Source organism: Pseudomonas sp. E141 (assembly GCF_052659885.1).
In genome coordinates this window covers 1,090,565-1,108,166 of sequence record NZ_CP084024.1, presented here as the reverse complement: position 1 = coordinate 1,108,166, position 17,602 = coordinate 1,090,565, and the positions used below count along the sequence as shown (strand labels likewise).

General features: G+C 60.3%; 17 protein-coding genes. 7 read left to right on the top strand and 10 right to left on the bottom strand.

Annotated elements, in window-relative coordinates; all coding sequences use genetic code 11:
- Positions 1–11 precede the first annotated feature (11 nt).
- Complete coding sequence (gene alaC / locus GKKCFE_RS05005; RefSeq protein ID WP_445577549.1) at positions 12–1,229, top strand: alanine transaminase; 1,218 nt, start codon at positions 12–14, stop codon at positions 1,227–1,229.
- A 168-nt stretch (positions 1,230–1,397) separates the two neighbouring features.
- On the opposite strand, the gene GKKCFE_RS05000 is transcribed toward alaC, so the two are convergent.
- Both GKKCFE_RS05000 and GKKCFE_RS04995 read right to left on the bottom strand, forming a co-directional pair.
- The gene (locus GKKCFE_RS05000; protein ID WP_047228337.1) at positions 1,398–2,750 is read right to left on the bottom strand and encodes a GntP family permease; all 1,353 of its coding nucleotides are present in this window, start codon (positions 2,748–2,750) and stop codon (positions 1,398–1,400) included.
- 92 nt (positions 2,751–2,842) lie between these two features.
- The gene (locus tag GKKCFE_RS04995; RefSeq protein ID WP_076386036.1) at positions 2,843–3,376 is read right to left on the bottom strand and encodes a gluconokinase; all 534 of its coding nucleotides are present in this window, start codon (positions 3,374–3,376) and stop codon (positions 2,843–2,845) included.
- Between the two features lie 215 nt (positions 3,377–3,591).
- Here GKKCFE_RS04995 and GKKCFE_RS04990 point away from each other — a divergent pair, with 215 nt between their 5' ends.
- The 3 genes from GKKCFE_RS04990 (at position 3,592) to GKKCFE_RS04980 (ending at position 6,042) form a co-directional block, all read left to right on the top strand.
- On the top strand, positions 3,592–4,623 hold the full coding sequence (locus GKKCFE_RS04990; protein ID WP_047228339.1) for a LacI family DNA-binding transcriptional regulator: 1,032 nt from the start codon (positions 3,592–3,594) through the stop codon (positions 4,621–4,623).
- A gap of 159 nt (positions 4,624–4,782) precedes the next feature.
- On the top strand, positions 4,783–5,337 hold the full coding sequence (locus GKKCFE_RS04985) for a hypothetical protein (RefSeq protein WP_047228340.1): 555 nt from the start codon (positions 4,783–4,785) through the stop codon (positions 5,335–5,337).
- A 282-nt stretch (positions 5,338–5,619) separates the two neighbouring features.
- On the top strand, positions 5,620–6,042 hold the full coding sequence (locus tag GKKCFE_RS04980) for a GNAT family N-acetyltransferase (RefSeq protein ID WP_047228341.1): 423 nt from the start codon (positions 5,620–5,622) through the stop codon (positions 6,040–6,042).
- 121 nt (positions 6,043–6,163) lie between these two features.
- Here GKKCFE_RS04980 and def read toward each other — a convergent pair whose 3' ends face one another.
- The 3 genes from def to GKKCFE_RS04965 all read right to left on the bottom strand — a co-directional run bounded on the left by def (position 6,164) and on the right by GKKCFE_RS04965 (position 8,017).
- The gene (gene def / locus GKKCFE_RS04975) at positions 6,164–6,703 is read right to left on the bottom strand and encodes a peptide deformylase (protein ID WP_047228342.1); all 540 of its coding nucleotides are present in this window, start codon (positions 6,701–6,703) and stop codon (positions 6,164–6,166) included.
- A gap of 2 nt (positions 6,704–6,705) precedes the next feature.
- Positions 6,706–7,650: a YihY/virulence factor BrkB family protein gene (locus tag GKKCFE_RS04970; RefSeq protein WP_047228343.1), complete on the bottom strand. Its 945-nt coding sequence runs from the start codon at positions 7,648–7,650 to the stop codon at positions 6,706–6,708.
- 175 nt (positions 7,651–7,825) lie between these two features.
- Positions 7,826–8,017: a CsbD family protein gene (locus GKKCFE_RS04965; protein ID WP_047228344.1), complete on the bottom strand. Its 192-nt coding sequence runs from the start codon at positions 8,015–8,017 to the stop codon at positions 7,826–7,828.
- Between the two features lie 195 nt (positions 8,018–8,212).
- On the opposite strand from GKKCFE_RS04965, the gene GKKCFE_RS04960 reads away from it, so the two are divergent.
- Positions 8,213–8,590, top strand: coding sequence for a hypothetical protein (locus GKKCFE_RS04960; protein WP_030139341.1), 378 nt, complete (start codon positions 8,213–8,215; stop codon positions 8,588–8,590).
- Between the two features lie 216 nt (positions 8,591–8,806).
- Here GKKCFE_RS04960 and fadD1 read toward each other — a convergent pair whose 3' ends face one another.
- Together fadD1 and fadD2 are read right to left on the bottom strand one after the other, a co-directional pair.
- Entirely contained in the window at positions 8,807–10,498 is a 1,692-nt protein-coding gene (fadD1, locus tag GKKCFE_RS04955; protein ID WP_173407301.1) for a long-chain-fatty-acid--CoA ligase FadD1, read from the bottom strand.
- A 368-nt stretch (positions 10,499–10,866) separates the two neighbouring features.
- Entirely contained in the window at positions 10,867–12,555 is a 1,689-nt protein-coding gene (gene fadD2, locus GKKCFE_RS04950) for a long-chain-fatty-acid--CoA ligase FadD2 (protein ID WP_047228346.1), read from the bottom strand.
- 246 nt (positions 12,556–12,801) lie between these two features.
- On the opposite strand from fadD2, the gene GKKCFE_RS04945 reads away from it, so the two are divergent.
- Positions 12,802–13,746: an alpha/beta hydrolase gene (locus tag GKKCFE_RS04945; RefSeq protein WP_445577548.1), complete on the top strand. Its 945-nt coding sequence runs from the start codon at positions 12,802–12,804 to the stop codon at positions 13,744–13,746.
- Between the two features lie 40 nt (positions 13,747–13,786).
- Positions 13,787–14,257 (top strand): MaoC family dehydratase, encoded by a 471-nt coding sequence (locus GKKCFE_RS04940; protein ID WP_003184579.1) that lies wholly within the window; start codon positions 13,787–13,789, stop codon positions 14,255–14,257.
- A gap of 170 nt (positions 14,258–14,427) precedes the next feature.
- Here GKKCFE_RS04940 and GKKCFE_RS04935 read toward each other — a convergent pair whose 3' ends face one another.
- From GKKCFE_RS04935 to GKKCFE_RS04925, 3 genes are read right to left on the bottom strand one after another with little or no spacing between them, the layout of a single operon-like run.
- The gene (locus GKKCFE_RS04935; protein ID WP_173407302.1) at positions 14,428–15,291 is read right to left on the bottom strand and encodes an efflux RND transporter periplasmic adaptor subunit; all 864 of its coding nucleotides are present in this window, start codon (positions 15,289–15,291) and stop codon (positions 14,428–14,430) included.
- Positions 15,292–15,301: 10 nt separating this feature from the next.
- The gene (locus GKKCFE_RS04930) at positions 15,302–15,508 is read right to left on the bottom strand and encodes a DUF1656 domain-containing protein (protein ID WP_047228349.1); all 207 of its coding nucleotides are present in this window, start codon (positions 15,506–15,508) and stop codon (positions 15,302–15,304) included.
- Complete coding sequence (locus GKKCFE_RS04925; RefSeq protein WP_445577547.1) at positions 15,495–17,495, bottom strand: FUSC family protein; 2,001 nt, start codon at positions 17,493–17,495, stop codon at positions 15,495–15,497. The genes GKKCFE_RS04930 and GKKCFE_RS04925 overlap by 14 nt, the downstream gene beginning before the upstream one ends.
- Positions 17,496–17,602 lie beyond the last annotated feature (107 nt).

Genomic DNA, 17,602 nt, shown 5'->3' with positions numbered 1-17,602 from the left:
TCGAGGCAACAATGGCCAACAAAGGTTCGCCGCGCCGCTTTGCGCGCATCGATCGACTCCCCCCGTATGTATTCAATATCACTGCCGAGCTGAAGATGGCTGCGCGTCGGCGCGGCGAAGACATCATTGACTTGAGCATGGGTAACCCCGACGGCGCCACACCTCCACACATCGTGGAAAAGCTGGTCACCGTCGCCCAGCGTGAAGACACCCACGGTTACTCCACCTCCAAAGGCATACCGCGCCTGCGCCGCGCCATTTCGCGCTGGTACAAGGACCGCTACGAGGTGGACATCGACCCGGAAACCGAAGCCATCGTCACCATCGGTTCCAAAGAAGGCCTGGCGCATCTGATGCTGGCGACCCTGGACCAGGGCGACACCGTGCTGGTGCCCAATCCCAGCTATCCGATCCACATCTACGGCGCGGTGATAGCCGGCGCCCAGGTGCGTTCGGTGCCACTGGTGCCGGGGGTGGATTTCTTCGACGAGCTGGAGCGCGCCATTCGCGGCTCGATTCCCAAGCCGAAAATGATGATCCTGGGCTTTCCGTCCAACCCTACCGCGCAATGCGTGGAGCTGGATTTCTTCGAACGGGTCATCGCCCTGGCCAAACAGTACGACGTGCTGGTGATTCACGACCTGGCCTACGCCGATATCGTCTACGACGGCTGGAAAGCCCCGTCGATCATGCAGGTACCGGGTGCAAAAGACATCGCCGTGGAATTCTTCACCCTGTCCAAAAGCTACAACATGGCTGGCTGGCGTATCGGCTTCATGGTGGGCAACCCGGAACTGGTCAACGCCCTGGCGCGGATCAAGAGCTACCACGACTACGGCACCTTCACACCGCTGCAAGTGGCGGCCATCGCCGCGCTTGAAGGCGATCAGCAGTGCGTGCGGGATATCGCCGAACAGTACCGCCAGCGCCGCAATGTGCTGGTCAAGGGCCTGCATGAACTGGGCTGGATGGTGGAAAACCCCAAGGCGTCGATGTACGTCTGGGCCAAGATCCCCGAGGCTTATGCACACTTGGGTTCGCTGGAGTTTGCCAAGAAACTGTTGGCCGAAGCCAAGGTCTGCGTCTCGCCGGGGGTGGGGTTCGGTGAGTATGGCGATGATCATGTGCGCTTTGCACTGATCGAAAACCAGGACCGGATTCGCCAGGCCGTTCGCGGCATTCGCGGGATGTTCCGGGCGGATGGGTTGGTCAGCAAACCGAACGCCTGACACCAAAATCAATGTGGGAGTTTGCTCCCACTCTGGATCTTCAGATCACCAGAAGCCAATGTGGGAGCGAGCCTGCTCGCGATAGCGGCATGACAGTCGACTTCGTTGCTGACGGTCAGTGAGCTATCGCGAGCAGGCTCGCTCCCACAATGGGTGATGCGTCGTCGCTTAGATCACCAGCGACAGCAACAGGATGAAGATCAGCGCTACCACGGACAGGATGGTTTCCATCGCGGTCCAGGTCTTGAAGGTTTCGGCCACGGTCATGTTGAAGTACTGCTTGACCAGCCAGAAGCCAGCATCGTTGACGTGAGACAGGATCAGCGAACCGGCACCGGTCGCCAGGACCAGCAGCTCACGGTTCACACCCGGAATCATCCCGACCACCGGTACCACGATCCCGGCACCCGTAATGGTTGCCACGGTCGCCGAGCCTGTGGCGATGCGAATCACCGCCGCCACCAGCCAGGCCAACAGGATCGGTGAAATCTGCGCACTCACCGCCATGTGACCGATCACATCACCCACACCGCTGGTGACCAGCATCTGCTTGAAGCCACCGCCTGCACCGATGATCAGAATGATCGCCGCAGTCGGTGCCAGACTCGCGTCCAGCCACTTGAGTATCTGGCTCGAACCGATGCCCTGCTTGTAGCCGAAGGTGTACAGCGACAGCAGTAATGCCAACAGAAGTGCAGAAATCGGATGCCCGATCAGGTCCATGAAGGTGCGGAAGAAATTGCCTTCAGGCAACACCACATCGGCAAAGGTCTTGAGCAGCATCAGGAACACCGGCGAGAGCACGGTGATCAGCGTGATGTTGAAGCTCGGCAGATCGGCAGAATCGGTCTCACGTGCCAGTTGGTCCACCAGCTCCTGATTCGGATGGCCGGGGATATGCTTGGCAATGAATGTACCGAAAATCGGCCCGGCAATAATGGCCGTCGGCAGCGCCACGATCAGGCCATAGAGAATGGTTTTACCGATGTCGGCACCGAATACGCCAATCGCCAGCAGCGGGCCCGGGTGCGGTGGCACCAGGCCGTGGACCGCGGAAAGACCGGCCAGCAGCGGGATACCGATCTTGATGATCGAGACACCGGTGCGACGCGCCACGATGAACACCAGCGGGATCAGCAGCACGAAACCGATTTCGAAGAACAGCGGAATGCCCACCAGGAAGGCGGCGAACATCATGGCCCACTGCACTTTATCCTTGCCGAAGGCGCGGATCAGGGTTTGGGCGATCTGATCGGCCCCGCCCGATTCGGCCATCATTTTACCGAGCATCGTACCCAACGCCAGAATGATGCCGACAAAGCCCAGCACGCCACCGAAGCCGTCCTGGAACGCCTTGATGATGGTGCCGATCGGCATGCCCGAGGTCAGGCCCAGAAAAGCGGCCGCGATGGTCAGTGCAATGAACGGGTGGAGTTTGAACTTGGTGATAAGGACGATAAGTCCGATCACCGTAACCACTGCATCAAGCAGCAGAAACGTCTCGTGGGACATGCCGAACATGGGAGGTGTCTCCTGATTTGTTGTTGTTATTGAAGCGGTTATTTGTAAGCCGTCGGGACAGCGCTATCTTTCTGACGCAAAATTTTTGCAACTCAACTGGCCAGCTTCAAACCGTGATCCACCCACCAGACGTAAGCCTGATGAGCCAGTTCATCGACACTGTGGCTGGATGCGTCCAGAGCCAGGGTCAGGGGCTCGCCAACAGGGGATTGAAGGGTGGCAAACTGGCTGTCGATCAGGGTCGACGGCATGAAATGCCCCGGACGATGGGACACGCGGTCGGCGGCCACTTCAGGGGTCAACTCAAGAAATACGAAGCCCAGGCCCGGCAAGGCACTGCGCAGACGCTCGCGATAACTGTGCTTGAGGGCCGAACAGGTCAGCACCGGACGCTCGCCCATCGCATCGACACGGCGCAACTCGTCGCACAGGCTGTCAAGCCAGCCGGCACGGTCGTCGTCGTTCAAGGGGATACCGGCGCTCATCTTCTGGATGTTGGCCGCAGGGTGGAAAGTGTCGCCTTCAATGGCGGTGGCGCCGCTCAACTGGCACAGGGCCTGGCTGACGCAAGTCTTGCCGCAACCGGCAACGCCCATGATGACCAGGGCGGTGATGGGATTATTCATGTAACACCTCAGCGCGCAGACAGCGCTACCTTTGCAAGTTGTGACACCAGAGCAAAAGCAGAAGTTGCCGACGCCTTCTTGTCATTTTTGTGGTTGCAGCATGTTCGTTCACAACGCTAACGGTCAGGGCTCAGGCAAACCCCGCTCACGCATTTGCAGCCGCGTCGAGACAGCGCTACCTTAGTGCCTTGATTTTTGTTTGGCAAGCCGCCCTGATGACCGTCACTAAAAACGATAAGAATACCCGCACCACCGGTCGCCCCACGCTCAACGAAGTCGCACGCCTGGCCGGTGTCAGTCCTATCACCGCCTCCCGTGCCCTGCGCGGCGTCAGCACCGTTGCCGAAAGCCTGGTGGAAAAAGTCCGCCAGGCCGCCCGCGACCTGAACTACGTGGTCAACCCCGCCGCCCGCGCCCTGGCTTCGGCCCAGAGCCATTCGGTGGTGGTGCTGGTGCCGTCGTTGTCCAACCTGTTGTTCATCGACACCCTGGAAGCCATTCATCGTGTGCTCAGGCCCAAGGGCTTCGAAGTGGTCATCGGCAACTATCACTATTCCCGGGACGAAGAAGAAGACCTGCTGCGCAACTACATGGCCTATCAGCCACGCGGTCTGCTGCTGACCGGCTTCGACCGTACCGAAAGCGCCCGGCGCATGATCGAGGCCAGCAACATTCCCTGCGTGTACATGATGGAACTGGACCCCGGTGCGGGCCTTAACTGCGTCGGCTTTTCGCAACTCAAGGCCGGCGAGACGGCGGCCGAGCACTTGATCTCCCGGGGTCGCAAGCGCCTGGCCTATGTCGGCGCGCAACTGGACCAGCGCACGTTGCTGCGTGGCGAAGGTTTTCGCCGTGCTTTGCAGAAAGCCGGCCTGTACGACCCGGATCTGGAACTGCTGACCCCACGGCCATCCTCGGTGGGCCTGGGCGGCGAACTGTTCCTGCAGTTACTCGCCAGCCATCCGGACGTCGATGCAATCTTCTTCGGCAACGACGACCTGGCCCACGGCGCGCTGTTCGAAGCCCTGCGCTGTGGCATCAAGATTCCCGAACAGGTTGCGGTCCTGGGCTTCAACGATTTGCCCGCCTCGGCCCACATGGTGCCGCGCCTGAGCAGCATCAGCACGCCACGGGAAGCCATCGGCCAGCGCGCCGCCGAACAGATGCTCACGTTGATGGCCGGCAACCGCATCGCTCAGCCGGTGGTGGACATGGGATTTGAACTCAAGGTTCGCGAAAGTACCTGAGCCCGACGGTCATGTGCGGTCGATCCATGCCGTCCGACGGCAAGGATTGGCCGCCATGATCGCCGACAGATGCTACACAGTCCTTTGGATCCAGGGCTCGCGACGGCGGCATGGGATTTGCTCCTGCACATGGCTCAGCCATAACCGCAGGTATCCATCATGTTGGTCAGTGCACAACAGCAAACGATGATTTTGCTGCCCAAGCGTCCGGGCGAGGATCCCACCGCAGAAGCCGCCAGCGGCCTGCAAAGCGCCGCGCTGCAGGCATTGCGCGATAACGTCCAGGCTCAGGCCAGCCAGGGCAGCACGCAGGTGCAGGCTTCGATCGCGCGACAAGCCACACAGCAGGTCAATGCCGCCACCGCCATCAGCGACAAGGTTGATGAAGCGTTTGCCAAGACCCGGGTTCAGTTGCAGACCGTTGCTTCATCAGCCTCCGATGAGGCCAAGGCACAGGGCAGCTCTGCTCTGGACGCATTCAAGGACTACATGAGCAAGACGCCTGAAGAGCGTCTGCGCGACAGCATTCTTGAAGAAATGGGCATCACCCAGGAAGAGTTCGAGGCGATGCCGCCCGAGAAGCAATTGGCGGTCAGTCAGGAGATTGCCCAGCGCATGCAGGACAAGACGGCGATGGCGCAGGTCGAGAAGGACCAGGAAAGTCGCACCTCCGGCAAAGACCCGGCTACGGACATGTTCCTCGCCTCGCTTTGATAGGCTGCTGGGGTCAGCGGGCCGATGGCCGGGATGCATCCCTGGCCCGTCGCCCGCTGGCGTCGATTCAATGACCGAACAGATTCACCTTCTTGGCCTTTTTGTCGGCGCGCTTTTCATCGGCGGTCTTCGCCGGTTTTTTCTTTGCCGCTTTTTTTGAATCCATGCCTTTGGCCATGATACGTACTCCACTCATACGGGATGTGAAGTCAGGTATACACCTATCGCCGCAGACATGTTCTTTTATAATCACCCTCCCCTTCACCGCCCCCTGACTTTGCCATGTCCCAAATCCACTACACGCGGCTCGACGAACCCTTGTGGCCGCTGATGAACAAGTTTTATCGCGCCCACCAATCTTCAATGAAAGCGGTGCGTGAAGCGCAGTTGTGGGTGGCGCGGCAGGATGAAATCATCGCGGCCCTGTGCTTGCGAGCGGTGTCGGGTGGGCATTGGCTGACGGGGTTGTTTGTCGACCCGACGTATCGCATGCAGGGGATCGCGGCGCGCTTGATCGACGAAGCGGTGAAAGGCGTGGAAGGACCGGTCTGGTTGTTCTGCCATCCTGATTTGCGCGGCTTTTATGAGCGGCTGGGGTTCAGCTTCGACCCCGTGCTGCCTTATGCGATGGCCGAGCGCCTGAGTCGCTATGCGCGCAGCAAGCCGATGATTGCGATGGGGATGGAGCCTAAAACACTCTCCTGAAGCGCATCACAATCCAATGTGGGAGCGAGCCTGCTCGCGATAGCGGCGTGTCAGTCAACAGCTTCATAGCTGACTCACCGCTATCGCGAGCAGGCTCGCTCCCACAGAGGGTTTGCGTAGGCTAGTCGTCCGCCGCCGGGTCCAGGTCCGGAAACATGACCTCGGTAAAGCCGAACTTACTGAAATCGGTGATGCGCGAGGGGTACAGCCGCCCGATCAGGTGGTCGCACTCATGCTGCACTACCCGCGCATGAAAGCCCGAGGCCGTGCGCACAATGGCTTCGCCTTTGGGGTCAAAGCCTTCGTAGCGAATGTGTTGATAGCGATCGACCGCACCGCGCAGGCCCGGCACCGACAAGCAGCCCTCGAACCCCTCCTCCATCAGTGGGCCCAACGGCGTAATCAGCGGGTTGATCAGGATCGTCTGGGGCACCGCCTCGGCGTCCGGGTAACGCTCGCTGTGCTCGAAGCCAAAGATCACCAGTTGCAGGTCGACACCGATCTGCGGCGCGGCCAGGCCGACGCCGCCCACACTTTCCATGGTCTGGAACATGTCGTCGATCAACTGCCACAACTCTGGGCTGTCGAACATTTCCGGCGGCACCGGCGGGGCAATACGCAGTAGGCGTTCGTCGCCCATTTTCAGGATTTCACGAATCATGGTCAGGTTTCGTCAGTGTGGGGGTGAGGAATGGAATGGTCACGGCCCAGGCCCGACACATGCTGTTTTTCGTGCTCGCCCGGGCTCTTTTCACCACGGTCCTTGCCCTCGGCGGACATGTGCTCGATCACCGCGTTCATCTCCGCACCGAGCAACAGCACCGCCGAAGAAATGTAGAAGTACAGCAACAGCACGATGATCGCGCCGATACTGCCATACATGGCGTTGTAGTTGGCGAAGGTCTTGACGTAAAACGCAAAGCCCAGGGACGCGATGATCCACACCACCACCGCCAGCACCGACCCCGGTGTAATAAAGCGAAACTCCTGTTTGACGTCAGGCATCACGTAATAGATCAACGCCACGGCCACCATCAGCAAAAACACGATCACCGGCCAGCGCACGATGGTCCAGAGTGTGACGATGAACTCCTCCAGCCCGACCTGGGCCGCGATCCAGCCCATCACCTGCGGCCCGAGCACCATCAGCGCCGCGGCGGCCAACAACATGCCGGCGATGCCGATGGTGTAGAAAATCGACAGCGGGAAGCGCTTCCAGATCGGACGGCCCTCTACCACATCGTAGGCGGCGTTCATCGCACTCATCATCAACCGGACACCGGCCGAGGCAGTCCACAACGCAATGACGATACCCACCGACAACAACCCCCCCTTGGATTGCTGAAGCTGGTCGATCACCGGGTTGACCTGCTCCAGGGCCTGGGGTGGCAACACCAGCTCCGATTGCAGGCGCAGCCAGGAGAAGAAGTCCGGCAAATGCAGGAAACCGATCAGTGCGATCAGGAACAGAATGAAGGGGAACAGCGAAAACAGCATCTGGTAGGCCAATGCCGAGGCGTAGGTCGACATCTCGTCGTCGAGAAACTCGGTCACGGTGCGCATCATCACACGATGCAAGGGCAAGCCTTTCAAGGCCGGGAACATCATGTGCGTCTCCTTTCGCCGCAAAAAAGGAAGGTCGCCTGGCGACTCTCGGGGTTGCTATCCAAGACAAAAGTAACCTGTTTGGCGACTTTGGAACAATTTCCCCGGTGCAAGTTCGAGCAGACATGACAACGGCCACCCGCGGATGGCCGTTCCAATCGGTTATTCAACAGGCCGGTTATGCCTCGTCAACGCCTTTCTTGACTGCGTCCTTGGCCTTGCCCACGTTTTGCTGAACCTCACCTTTTTTCTCCTGGACCACGCCCTCAGCGCGCATGCGGTCATTGTCGGTGGCCTTGCCGACGCCTTGCTTGATGTTGCCGACGGCTTCGTTGGCAACGCCCTTCACTTTATCGCTCGTGCTACCCATGATGTCTCTCCTGTGAACAACTGTACGAAAAGTCATTACATAAGGGTTGACCGAGGCCGTTTGCGGGGAGTTTCATTTTTTCAGCAGCGCATTTCATCGTCAGATGCAGGTTGCGCTTTATGTTTGCCGATCCACCCCCGAGAATGCCCCACGTATTCAGGCTGCGACCTGAAGCTCCAATCTCGTAGGAACGTTATGAAACTCGATAAAAAGCAGGCCATCGCCCGCAGAAACCAGGAACTGGGCGGCGCCGTACTGGGCGTCAATAACTGCCACTTCAGCGAATTGAACCGCAACCGCAACATCTTCTGGTTCGATATCCCGGTGGCACGCCTGGCCATCGGTCAGTACGAATGGATTCACCTGCTGCTGCACACGCCGGCCACCGATGAGCTGCTGCACCTGAAGGTGCCGACCGTGTTCCTGCGCGAAAAAATGGAAGGCCTGGAAGTACGCAACCAGGGCAAGCGCAAGGCGGCCCTGAGCCTGGAGCTGAGCGCCGACAAGGATTCGTACCTGCAGGACATGCGCCCGGGTGGCACTAACCTGGATTTTGCGCAGTTTCGGTTGTAACGCTCTACACAGGTGGGTGGCGCAGAGGCGCTATTGTGGCGAGGGAGCTTGCTCCCGCTGGACGCGTAGCGGCCCCTTGCAGTGGATCAGTTGGATCGGAGGGGCTGCTGCGCAGCCCAGCGGGAGCAAGCTCCCTCGCCACAACAGCTGCCACGCCCCAGAATTGCCGCGTAATAGAAAGCCCCGCACTGGCGGGGCTTTTTATTGGCAGCGGTTTTACTTCTTCAGACCCAACTTCTTCAGTTCTTCATCACGCAACTCGCGTCGCAGGATCTTGCCCACGTTGGTGGTCGGCAGCGCGTCGCGGAATTCCACCGCCTTGGGCACTTTGTAGCCCGTGACGTTGGCGCGCATGTGTTCCATCACCTGCTCTTTGGTCAGCGTGACACCCGGGCGGGGCACAATGAAAATCTTGATTGCCTCGCCGGATTTTTCGTCCGGTACACCGATGGCCGCGCACTGCAGGACGCCCGGCAAGGTCGCCAGCACGTCTTCCAGCTCGTTGGGGTATACGTTGAAACCGGAGATCAGGATCATGTCTTTCTTGCGATCGACGATGCGCATGTAGCCGTCCGGCTGGATCAGCGCGATATCGCCGGTCTTGAGCCAGCCTTCGCTGTCGAGGATCTCGTCGGTGGCGTCCTGGCGCTGCCAGTAGCCCTTCATGACCTGTGGACCTTTCACACACAGTTCACCGATTTCGCCCAATGGCAGTTCTTCGCCGGCGTCATTGATAATCTTGCACAGCGTCGACGGCACCGGAATGCCGATGGTGCCAATCTGGATTTTCTGGATCGGGTTGACCGTGGCGACCGGACTGGTTTCGGTCATGCCGTAACCTTCGCAGATCGGGCAGCCGGTAACCGCTTTCCAGCGCTCGGCCGCCGCCAGTTGCAGGGCCATGCCACCGGACAACGTCACCTTCATTGCCGAGAAATCCAGGTTGCGGAAGGCTTCGTTGTTGCACAGGGCCACGAACAACGTGTTGAGGCCGACAAAACCGCTGAACTTCCACTTCGACAGTTCCTTGACCATCGCCGGGAGGTCGCGCGGGTTGCTGATCAGGATATTGTGGTTGCCGATCAGCATCATCGCCATGCAATGGAAGGTGAAAGCGTAGATGTGATACAGCGGCAGCGGTGTGATCAGGACCTCGCAACCTTCGTTGAGGTTGGACCCCATCAGTGCCTTGCACTGCAACATGTTCGCCACCAGGTTGCGATGGGTCAGCATCGCGCCCTTGGCCACGCCAGTGGTGCCGCCGGTGTACTGCAACACGGCCACGTCGTCACTGGTGGGGTTGGCTTCGGTCACTGGCTGGCCGTGGCCCTTGCTCAGCACATCGTTGAACTTGATGGCCTTGGGCAAGTGATAAGCGGGGACCATCTTCTTGACGTACTTGATCACGCTGTTGATCAGCAGACGCTTGAGTGGCGGCAGCAGATCGGCAACTTCGGTGACGATCACATGCTTGACGCCCGTCTTGGGCACCACAGCCTCGGCCAGGTGCGCCATGTTCGCCAGGCACACCAGCGCCTTGGCGCCGGAGTCGTTGAACTGGTGTTCCATTTCCCGCGCGGTGTACAGCGGGTTGGTGTTGACCACGATCAGGCCGGCGCGAATCGCACCGAACACGGCAACCGGGTACTGGAGAACGTTGGGCAGTTGCACGGCGATTCGATCGCCAGGCTGCAAGTCGGTATGCTGTTGCAGATACGCAGCAAAGGCACCGGACAATTCATACAGTTCCCCGTAGGTAATTGTCTTGCCCAGGTTGCTGAATGCCGGCTTGTCGGCGAAGCGTTGGCAGGACTGCTTCAACACCGCCTGAATATTCGGATACTCGTCTGGATTGATGTCGGCAGCAATCCCAGCTGGGTACTTATCCTTCCAAAAGTCTTCGATCATGGAAGCCCACTCCTCAGCAACGCGAATTCTCACCGCATTTGATGCGATTATTATTGGTGTGTGTTTATTGGTGAATCTGGCCTAATTCAACGCCGAGAAGTCACAAAAGCGCGCCGAGAGTAGCAGCTTTGCCAAGGGTCGCCTAGAGCCAAAAGTGGCCCCTACAGTCATAAATATGACTCAAGAATATTCAGTGGTCATTTTTAGAGTAAAAATACTAGGCACTGGTTAATCACTGCGAATACATAAAAACCGTGGGAGCGAGCCTGCTCGCGATGGCGGCGCCTCAGTCGACATCTCTGTCACTGATACACCGCCATCGCGAGCAGGCTCGCTCCCACAGGGTTTATTCCAAAGGATGGCTGGCCTCAGGCGATATCCCGCAACTCCCGCCGCAATATCTTGCCCACTGGCGTCATCGGCAACGACTCTCGCAGCACGATGTGCTTGGGTATCTTGTAGCCGGTGAAGTTCTCCTTGCAGTAAGCCTTGAGCTCTTCAAGGCTGACGCCCGTCTCGCGTGGCACCACGAACAGTTTCACCGCCTCCCCCGAACGTTCGTCCGGCACACCGATCACCGCGCAGTTGGCAACTTTCGGATGGGCCATCACCACGTCTTCGATTTCGTTGGGGTATACGTTGAAACCCGAGACGATGATCATGTCTTTCTTGCGATCGACGATGCGCACGAAACCGTCCGGGTCGATCACCGCGATGTCACCGGATTTGAACCAGCCTTCGCTGTCCAGCACCTCGGCGGTGGCTTCGGGTTTGTTCCAGTAGCCTTTCATGATTTGCGGGCCCTTGATGCACAACTCACCGCGCTCACCCAATGGCTGTTCGGCGCCGTCGTCGCTGACCACTTTCATGAGCGTGCCCGGCACCGGCAGCCCCACCGTGCCCAGCCGGGACTTGGTGCCGTAGGGGTTGGTGCAGGCCACCGGCGAGGTTTCGGTCAGGCCATAGCCTTCGGTGATCCGGCAGCCGGTGAGCTGTTCCCAACGCTCGGCGGTGGCCTTGACCAGCGCAGTGCCACCGGAGTTGGTGAGTTTGAGGCTGGAGAAATCCAGGGTCTTGAAATCCGGATGGTCCATCAGCGCCACGAACAGCGTGTTGAGCCCCAGCAGCGCCGAAAAACGCCAATTCTTCAGCTCCTTGATAAAGCCACCGATGTCCCGCGGGTTGGTGATCAGCACGTTGTGGTTGCCGGTGACCATCATGCACATGCAATTCGCCGTGAAGGCATAGATGTGGTACAGCGGCAGCGGCGCGATCATCACCTCCTGGCCTTCGCGCAGCAACGGTTGGCCGTCGTCGCCGAACTGGCCCAGGCATGCCCGGGCCTGCTGCATGTTCGCTACCAGGTTGCCATGGGTCAGCATCGCTCCCTTGGCAAGGCCGGTGGTGCCGCCGGTGTATTGCAGCACCGCGATGTCCTCGAGGCTGACTTTCAGCGGTTTGATGCCATGGCCCCGCCCCAGGCGCAACGTGCTCTTGAAGGAAACGGCCTGGGGCAGCGAATAGTCAGGGACCATCTTCTTGACCTTGCTCACCAGCGTATTGACCAGCCAGCCCTTGGCAGTGGGCATCAGGTCGCCCATCTTCGCCTCGATGAGATACTGCAGATCGGTGTCAGGCAGCACCTCCTGGACTTTCTGTCCGAACAGGTTCATGTACACCAGTGCCCGGGCGCCGGAGTCCTTGAACTGGTGGCGCATTTCCCGCGGGGTATACAACGGGTTGGTGTTGACCACGATCAGCCCGGCGCGCAAGGCACCGAACACGGCGATGGGGTATTGCAGGACATTGGGCATCTGCACCGCGATACGATCGCCAGGCGCCAGGTCGGTATGGGCTTGCAGGTAGCCGGCGAAGGCAGCGCTGTAGCGCTCGAGTTCGGCATAGGTCAGGGTAACCCCCATGTTGCTGAACGCCGGACGGTCGGCGAATTTCTTGCAGGAACGCTCGAACACCTCGATCACCGATTTGTAGGCCCCCACGTCAATGTCCAGGGGCACGCCGGCCGGGCGTTTGTCATTCCAGAAATCAGGCTGCATTGTTTTTATCCTCTTTACCTGAACGTGTCCGGGCCGCTTCTGTGGCTCTTGCACAGGCGGTGCTCTTGGGACACTAGCAGCTATGGCCAATCAGGCAAATATGGCAACCTGCTTCATAGATTGTGTGAATCTACCTGCCACGACGTAACGTAACGTGACTTGATCAGGCGAGACGCAACGGATGCGCTATACAATGCAGCGACGCTGTGTTTGCCCTTGTGTATGCCCGTGAGTAAAGGAATGACCATGATCCACCAAACGTTCATGCTCACCGCCACCGACCACACCCGCCTGTTCGTCAATCAGTGGCTGCCTGAAACCGCCCCTGAAGCGGTGATCATGCTGGCCCACGGCATGGCCGAACACAGCGGCCGCTACGCGCGTCTGGCCCGGGCGCTGTGCGATGCAGGCTACGGTGTCTACGCGCCGGACCTGCGCGGCCATGGCAAAACCGGCGAAGCAGCGACGCTTGGCCATTTTGCCGACGAGGATGGCTGGGCCAAGGTGGTCGGCGACCTGGCCAGCCTCAATCAACACATCGGCCAGCAACACCCCGATGTTCCCATTGTATTGCTGGGTCACAGCATGGGCAGCTACATCGCCCAGGGTTACCTGTTGCATCACAGTGCCAGTCTGCACGGGGCGATTCTCAGCGGTTCGAATTTCCAGCCCGTGGCGCTCTATCGTGCCGCGCGCCTGATCGCCTGTTTCGAGCGCATGCGCCAGGGCCCAAAGGGCCGCAGCGCCCTGATCGAGTGGCTGTCCTTCGGCAGTTTCAATAAGAAATTCAAACCCACGCGTACCCCCTTCGACTGGCTCAGCCGCGACCCGGCCGAGGTCGACAAGTACCTCCACGACCCGCTGTGCGGCTTTCGTTGCACCAATCAGTTGTGGGTCGACCTGCTCGGCGGGTTGCAGCAGATCAGCAAAGCGTCCAATCTCGCCCAGATCGATCCGGGCCTGCCCCTGCTGGTGATCGGCGGTGAATGTGATCCGGTGAGTGAAGGCAAACGTCTCAAGGATCTGGCCGACGCCCTGCGCGGCGCCGGCAGCCAGCACTTGCAATTGACGATTTACCCGCAAGCCCGGCACGAACTGTTCAATGAAACCAACCGCGATGAAGTGACGGCCGACGTGCTGGCCTGGATTGCCCAGGCCCTGAGTCACAAGCGACCGCCACGCAGCGAATAGGTTTGCAGCGTTTTCCTTTACTCGTCACAGGATTTGATAGATGACCCAGGTTACCAACATCCCCTACGAAGCCCTCGAAGTCGGTCAGACCGCCAGCTACAGCAAGACCGTCGAAGAGCGCGACATCCAGCTGTTCGCCGCCATGTCGGGCGATCACAACCCGGTGCACCTGGATGCCGAATTCGCTGCGGCGAGCATGTTCAAGGAGCGCATCGCCCATGGCATGTTCAGCGGTGCGCTGATCAGCGCGGCGGTGGCCTGCGAGCTGCCTGGGCCGGGCACCATCTATATCGGCCAGCAGATGAGTTTCCAGAAGCCGGTGAAGATTGGCGACACCCTGACCGTGCGCCTGGAGATCCTAGAGAAACTGCCGAAGTTTCGCGTACGCATTGCCACTCGCGTGTTCAATCAGCGCGACGAGCTGGTGGTGGACGGCGAAGCGGAAATCCTCGCGCCACGCAAGCAACAGACCGTGACCTTGCCGACGCTGCCGGCGATCACCGTCGGCTGATTACCACTATCTAAAGTGAATGACCTGTGGCGAGGGGATTTATCCCCGCTGGGCTGCGAAGCAGCCCCCTGCGCTCGGGCAGACACACCTCAGAGGTCTTGAGATATTGGGGCCGCTTCGCGCCCCAGCGGGGCGGTGCGACGTTTCGATAAATCCCCTCGCCACAAAGGTTATTGCGGGTCTTCACGCACCTGCACGCTCGCCGTCATCCCCGCGCTCAGGTTTACCCCTTCTGGCACCTTGTCCAGCTTGATCCGCACCGGAATCCGCTGGGCCAGGCGCACCCAATTGAAGGTCGGCTCGACCTCCGCCAGCAACTGCGCATCGGGATTGGTATTGCGGTCGGTGATGCCGCGGCTGATGCTTTCGACGTGGCCTTGCAGGGCATGACCGGCGCTCATCAACCAGACCTTGACCGGATCGCCCACGCGGATCCTGGGCAGTTTGGTTTCTTCGAAATAGGCCTGCACATAAAACGTTGAATCGTCGATCAGCGCCATGACCGGTTGCCCGGCATTCACGTAGTTGCCCTCGGCCAGGCGCAGGTTGGTGATATGGCCACCCCGTGGGGCCAGGACCTGGCTGCGGGCCAGGTTGAGTTCGGCGACCTTGGCCTCGGCCTGGGCCTCGCGCAGTTCGCCCCGGGCGATGCCGGCGTTGATCTGGGCGTTTTCCCGCAACTCGGCGCTGATAGCCTGGGGCCCCAGAGCGGCGCGTCGACTGGCTTCGTGTTCACGCAAACTCAGTTGCTGCTGCCGGGTCTGGACCACCGCCCGAGCTTTCTCCAGCGCGGCCTCGAAACGTTCGCGGTCGATGCTCAGCAATACATCGCCGGCCTTGACCTGCTGGTTATCCACCGCCTTGAGCTCGCGCACCCAACCTGACACGTCGGGGGCGATCACCACCACGTCGGCGCGAATCCGCGCATCCCGGGTCCAGGGCGTGAGCATGTAGTACTGCCACAGATGAAACCCGGCGAAGATCGCCACGGCCACCACGCTCAGCGTGACGGCAACACGTACGGAAGTACGCATGTTCAACTCCTTATAGCGGTCCGAGGACCACGGTAATAACAGTCAGGACACAGACATACAGGGCGCAGTCGAACAAGGCTTCATGCCAGATCCAGCGCCCGGCCGGCACGAGGCTGAGCAACAGGCGAAGCCCACCGGTCACCAGCAAGGCCAGCACCACATAAATCAAGAACGGGCTGAGCAATACCCCGCCTATCGACCACTCACGCAAGCCCATGGCTCTGCTCCCGTTGTTCAGGTTCGTGCTGACGGCACCAGGCGCGCCAGCTGTTCTGCAATTGCACCACCGCACCCTGGGCCAGTTTCAGCGCATCGCCGGGCGGTTGCGTCGACAACACCTTCAGGAACTCGTCGCTCGCCGGGGCCAGTGCTTCGGCCTGATCAACTGCCGGACCGCGCTCAAGCACCTGCTCCAGCGCATCGAAGTAACGGCGCTGGGCCCGGTTGTCGGGCATTTGGGCGACGGCCAGACTCAAACGCAGGTGCAGCAACTCGTCACCCATGTCCAGGCCAAGCAATCCGTCATCCCAACGGCTACGCGCCGGCACCGGCAGTTCGGGATAATGCCGCGCCAGTTGCAACAGCCGATCAGCCATGCGTCCGCCGAACCAGCTCTCGGCGCCCCGCAGGCTACGGCGCGTCAGGCGAACCAGATCATCCAGCGTGGCGGCCAGCAGGCGCCGGCTATGCCAGGCCGGATCGCGCAGAATCAGCAGGTTGAATGCCAACACCGCCGCACCCACACCGATCATCATCGCTTGAGCATTGTTGAAGAACGCCGCCACGTCATATTTCATGGCATTGAGCGGCGATATCAGCACCACGAAATGCAGACAGAACGAGGTGGCCGTGGCGAAAATCTGCGGCTTGGCCATACCCAGCGCTCCCAGGAACAGCGGCACGCCCATGGCCATGCACAACATCGCAAAACTGCTCCACTGCGGCAGCAAAATCTCACCGATGACAAACGCCGTCGGCACCGCCAACAGAATTCCCCGAAGAAAACTCATGCCGATCTGCGCGCCGTTTTCGCGACTGGCGAACAGACTGCACACCACGCAGGTGAGCACCAGCGCGCCTGAGGCGGCGGGCCAGGCAGTCGCCAGCCAGAAACAGGCGACCGCCAGAAACGCCAGGGCGCTACGCGCACCAAAGACCATGGCCAGGGGCAGGTCACGATGGGGCGCCAGGGTGCGCGGCGGATCCACCGCCTCCCTGCCCTCTTGCACCGCCTTCAAGGCTGCGCAGGCAGCCAGGGCGGTATCGAGCAACAAGGCGAAGCGGGCCAGGCAATAACTTTGCGCCGGGCTGATCAGTGGATCGTGGGATGCATCCAGCACCCGTGGTCGCAAGGCTTGCAGAGTCGCGCTGTCGGCGTCGAGGGCTCGTTGCACCTCGCTCATCCACGGCTTGAGGGCCTCGGCTTCCTCAGGATCGAGTTGTTTCCATTGCCGCCGAACCGAGCGGGAGATGCGCAGCAGCATCAACAGTTTCTGGCTCAGAGCGCTGATGGCCCGAGCCCGTTGCCGACCCAGGCTGCCTTCGAACCAGGCGTGTTCACGCTGGGCGTCCACGGCGACGATCTTGCCGAGGATTTCCAGCAGTCCTTTACGGGCCTGGGCGTCGCCCGTCAGGGTGGCACGGGCCGCCTGCATGCCGCTCTGCCAGGCGACACGGGCCTGATCGGCCAATTGCCGCTCGACCCGCAACGGCCAGAGCAACGCGCTGGCCGCCGTGGCGCAGACAATGCCCAGACTGATCTCCGTACAGCGCGCCACGGCCTGATCGAACACCCCCAGCGGATGGGAGATAGCCGGCAAGGCAATGATTGCCACTGTGTACCCGGCCAGCACGAACGAATAGGACCAGGCGCTGCGCAGCAGTGTGGAGCAAGCCGTGCACAAGCCCAGCCACACGGCCAGCGCCAGTAGGAACAACCAGGGTGCCTGAGCAAACAGCCCCATGAACACCACCGACATGACGGTGCCCACCAGGGTGCCGACCAATCGCGCCAAGCCTTTCTGCACCACCATCCCGGACAGCGGTTGCGCCACGATGATCGCGGTCATCAACGCCCATGAAGGCTGCTCCAAGCCCCAGCGCAAGGCCAGCCAAAGCGCCAAGCCGCCACCAAGCACGGTCTTGATGGCGAATTGCACAGCGAGGCGGTCGGGAGCGAACAGGGCCTGGAAAGTAATGGGCACGCGAAAAACTCTTATGGGGACGCAGTAACGATAGATGCAATAAAGGGTGATGGAGGGTGCAATTATTAGCTGGCTATGTATTTGAGTCCAGAGCCACCGTTACATGA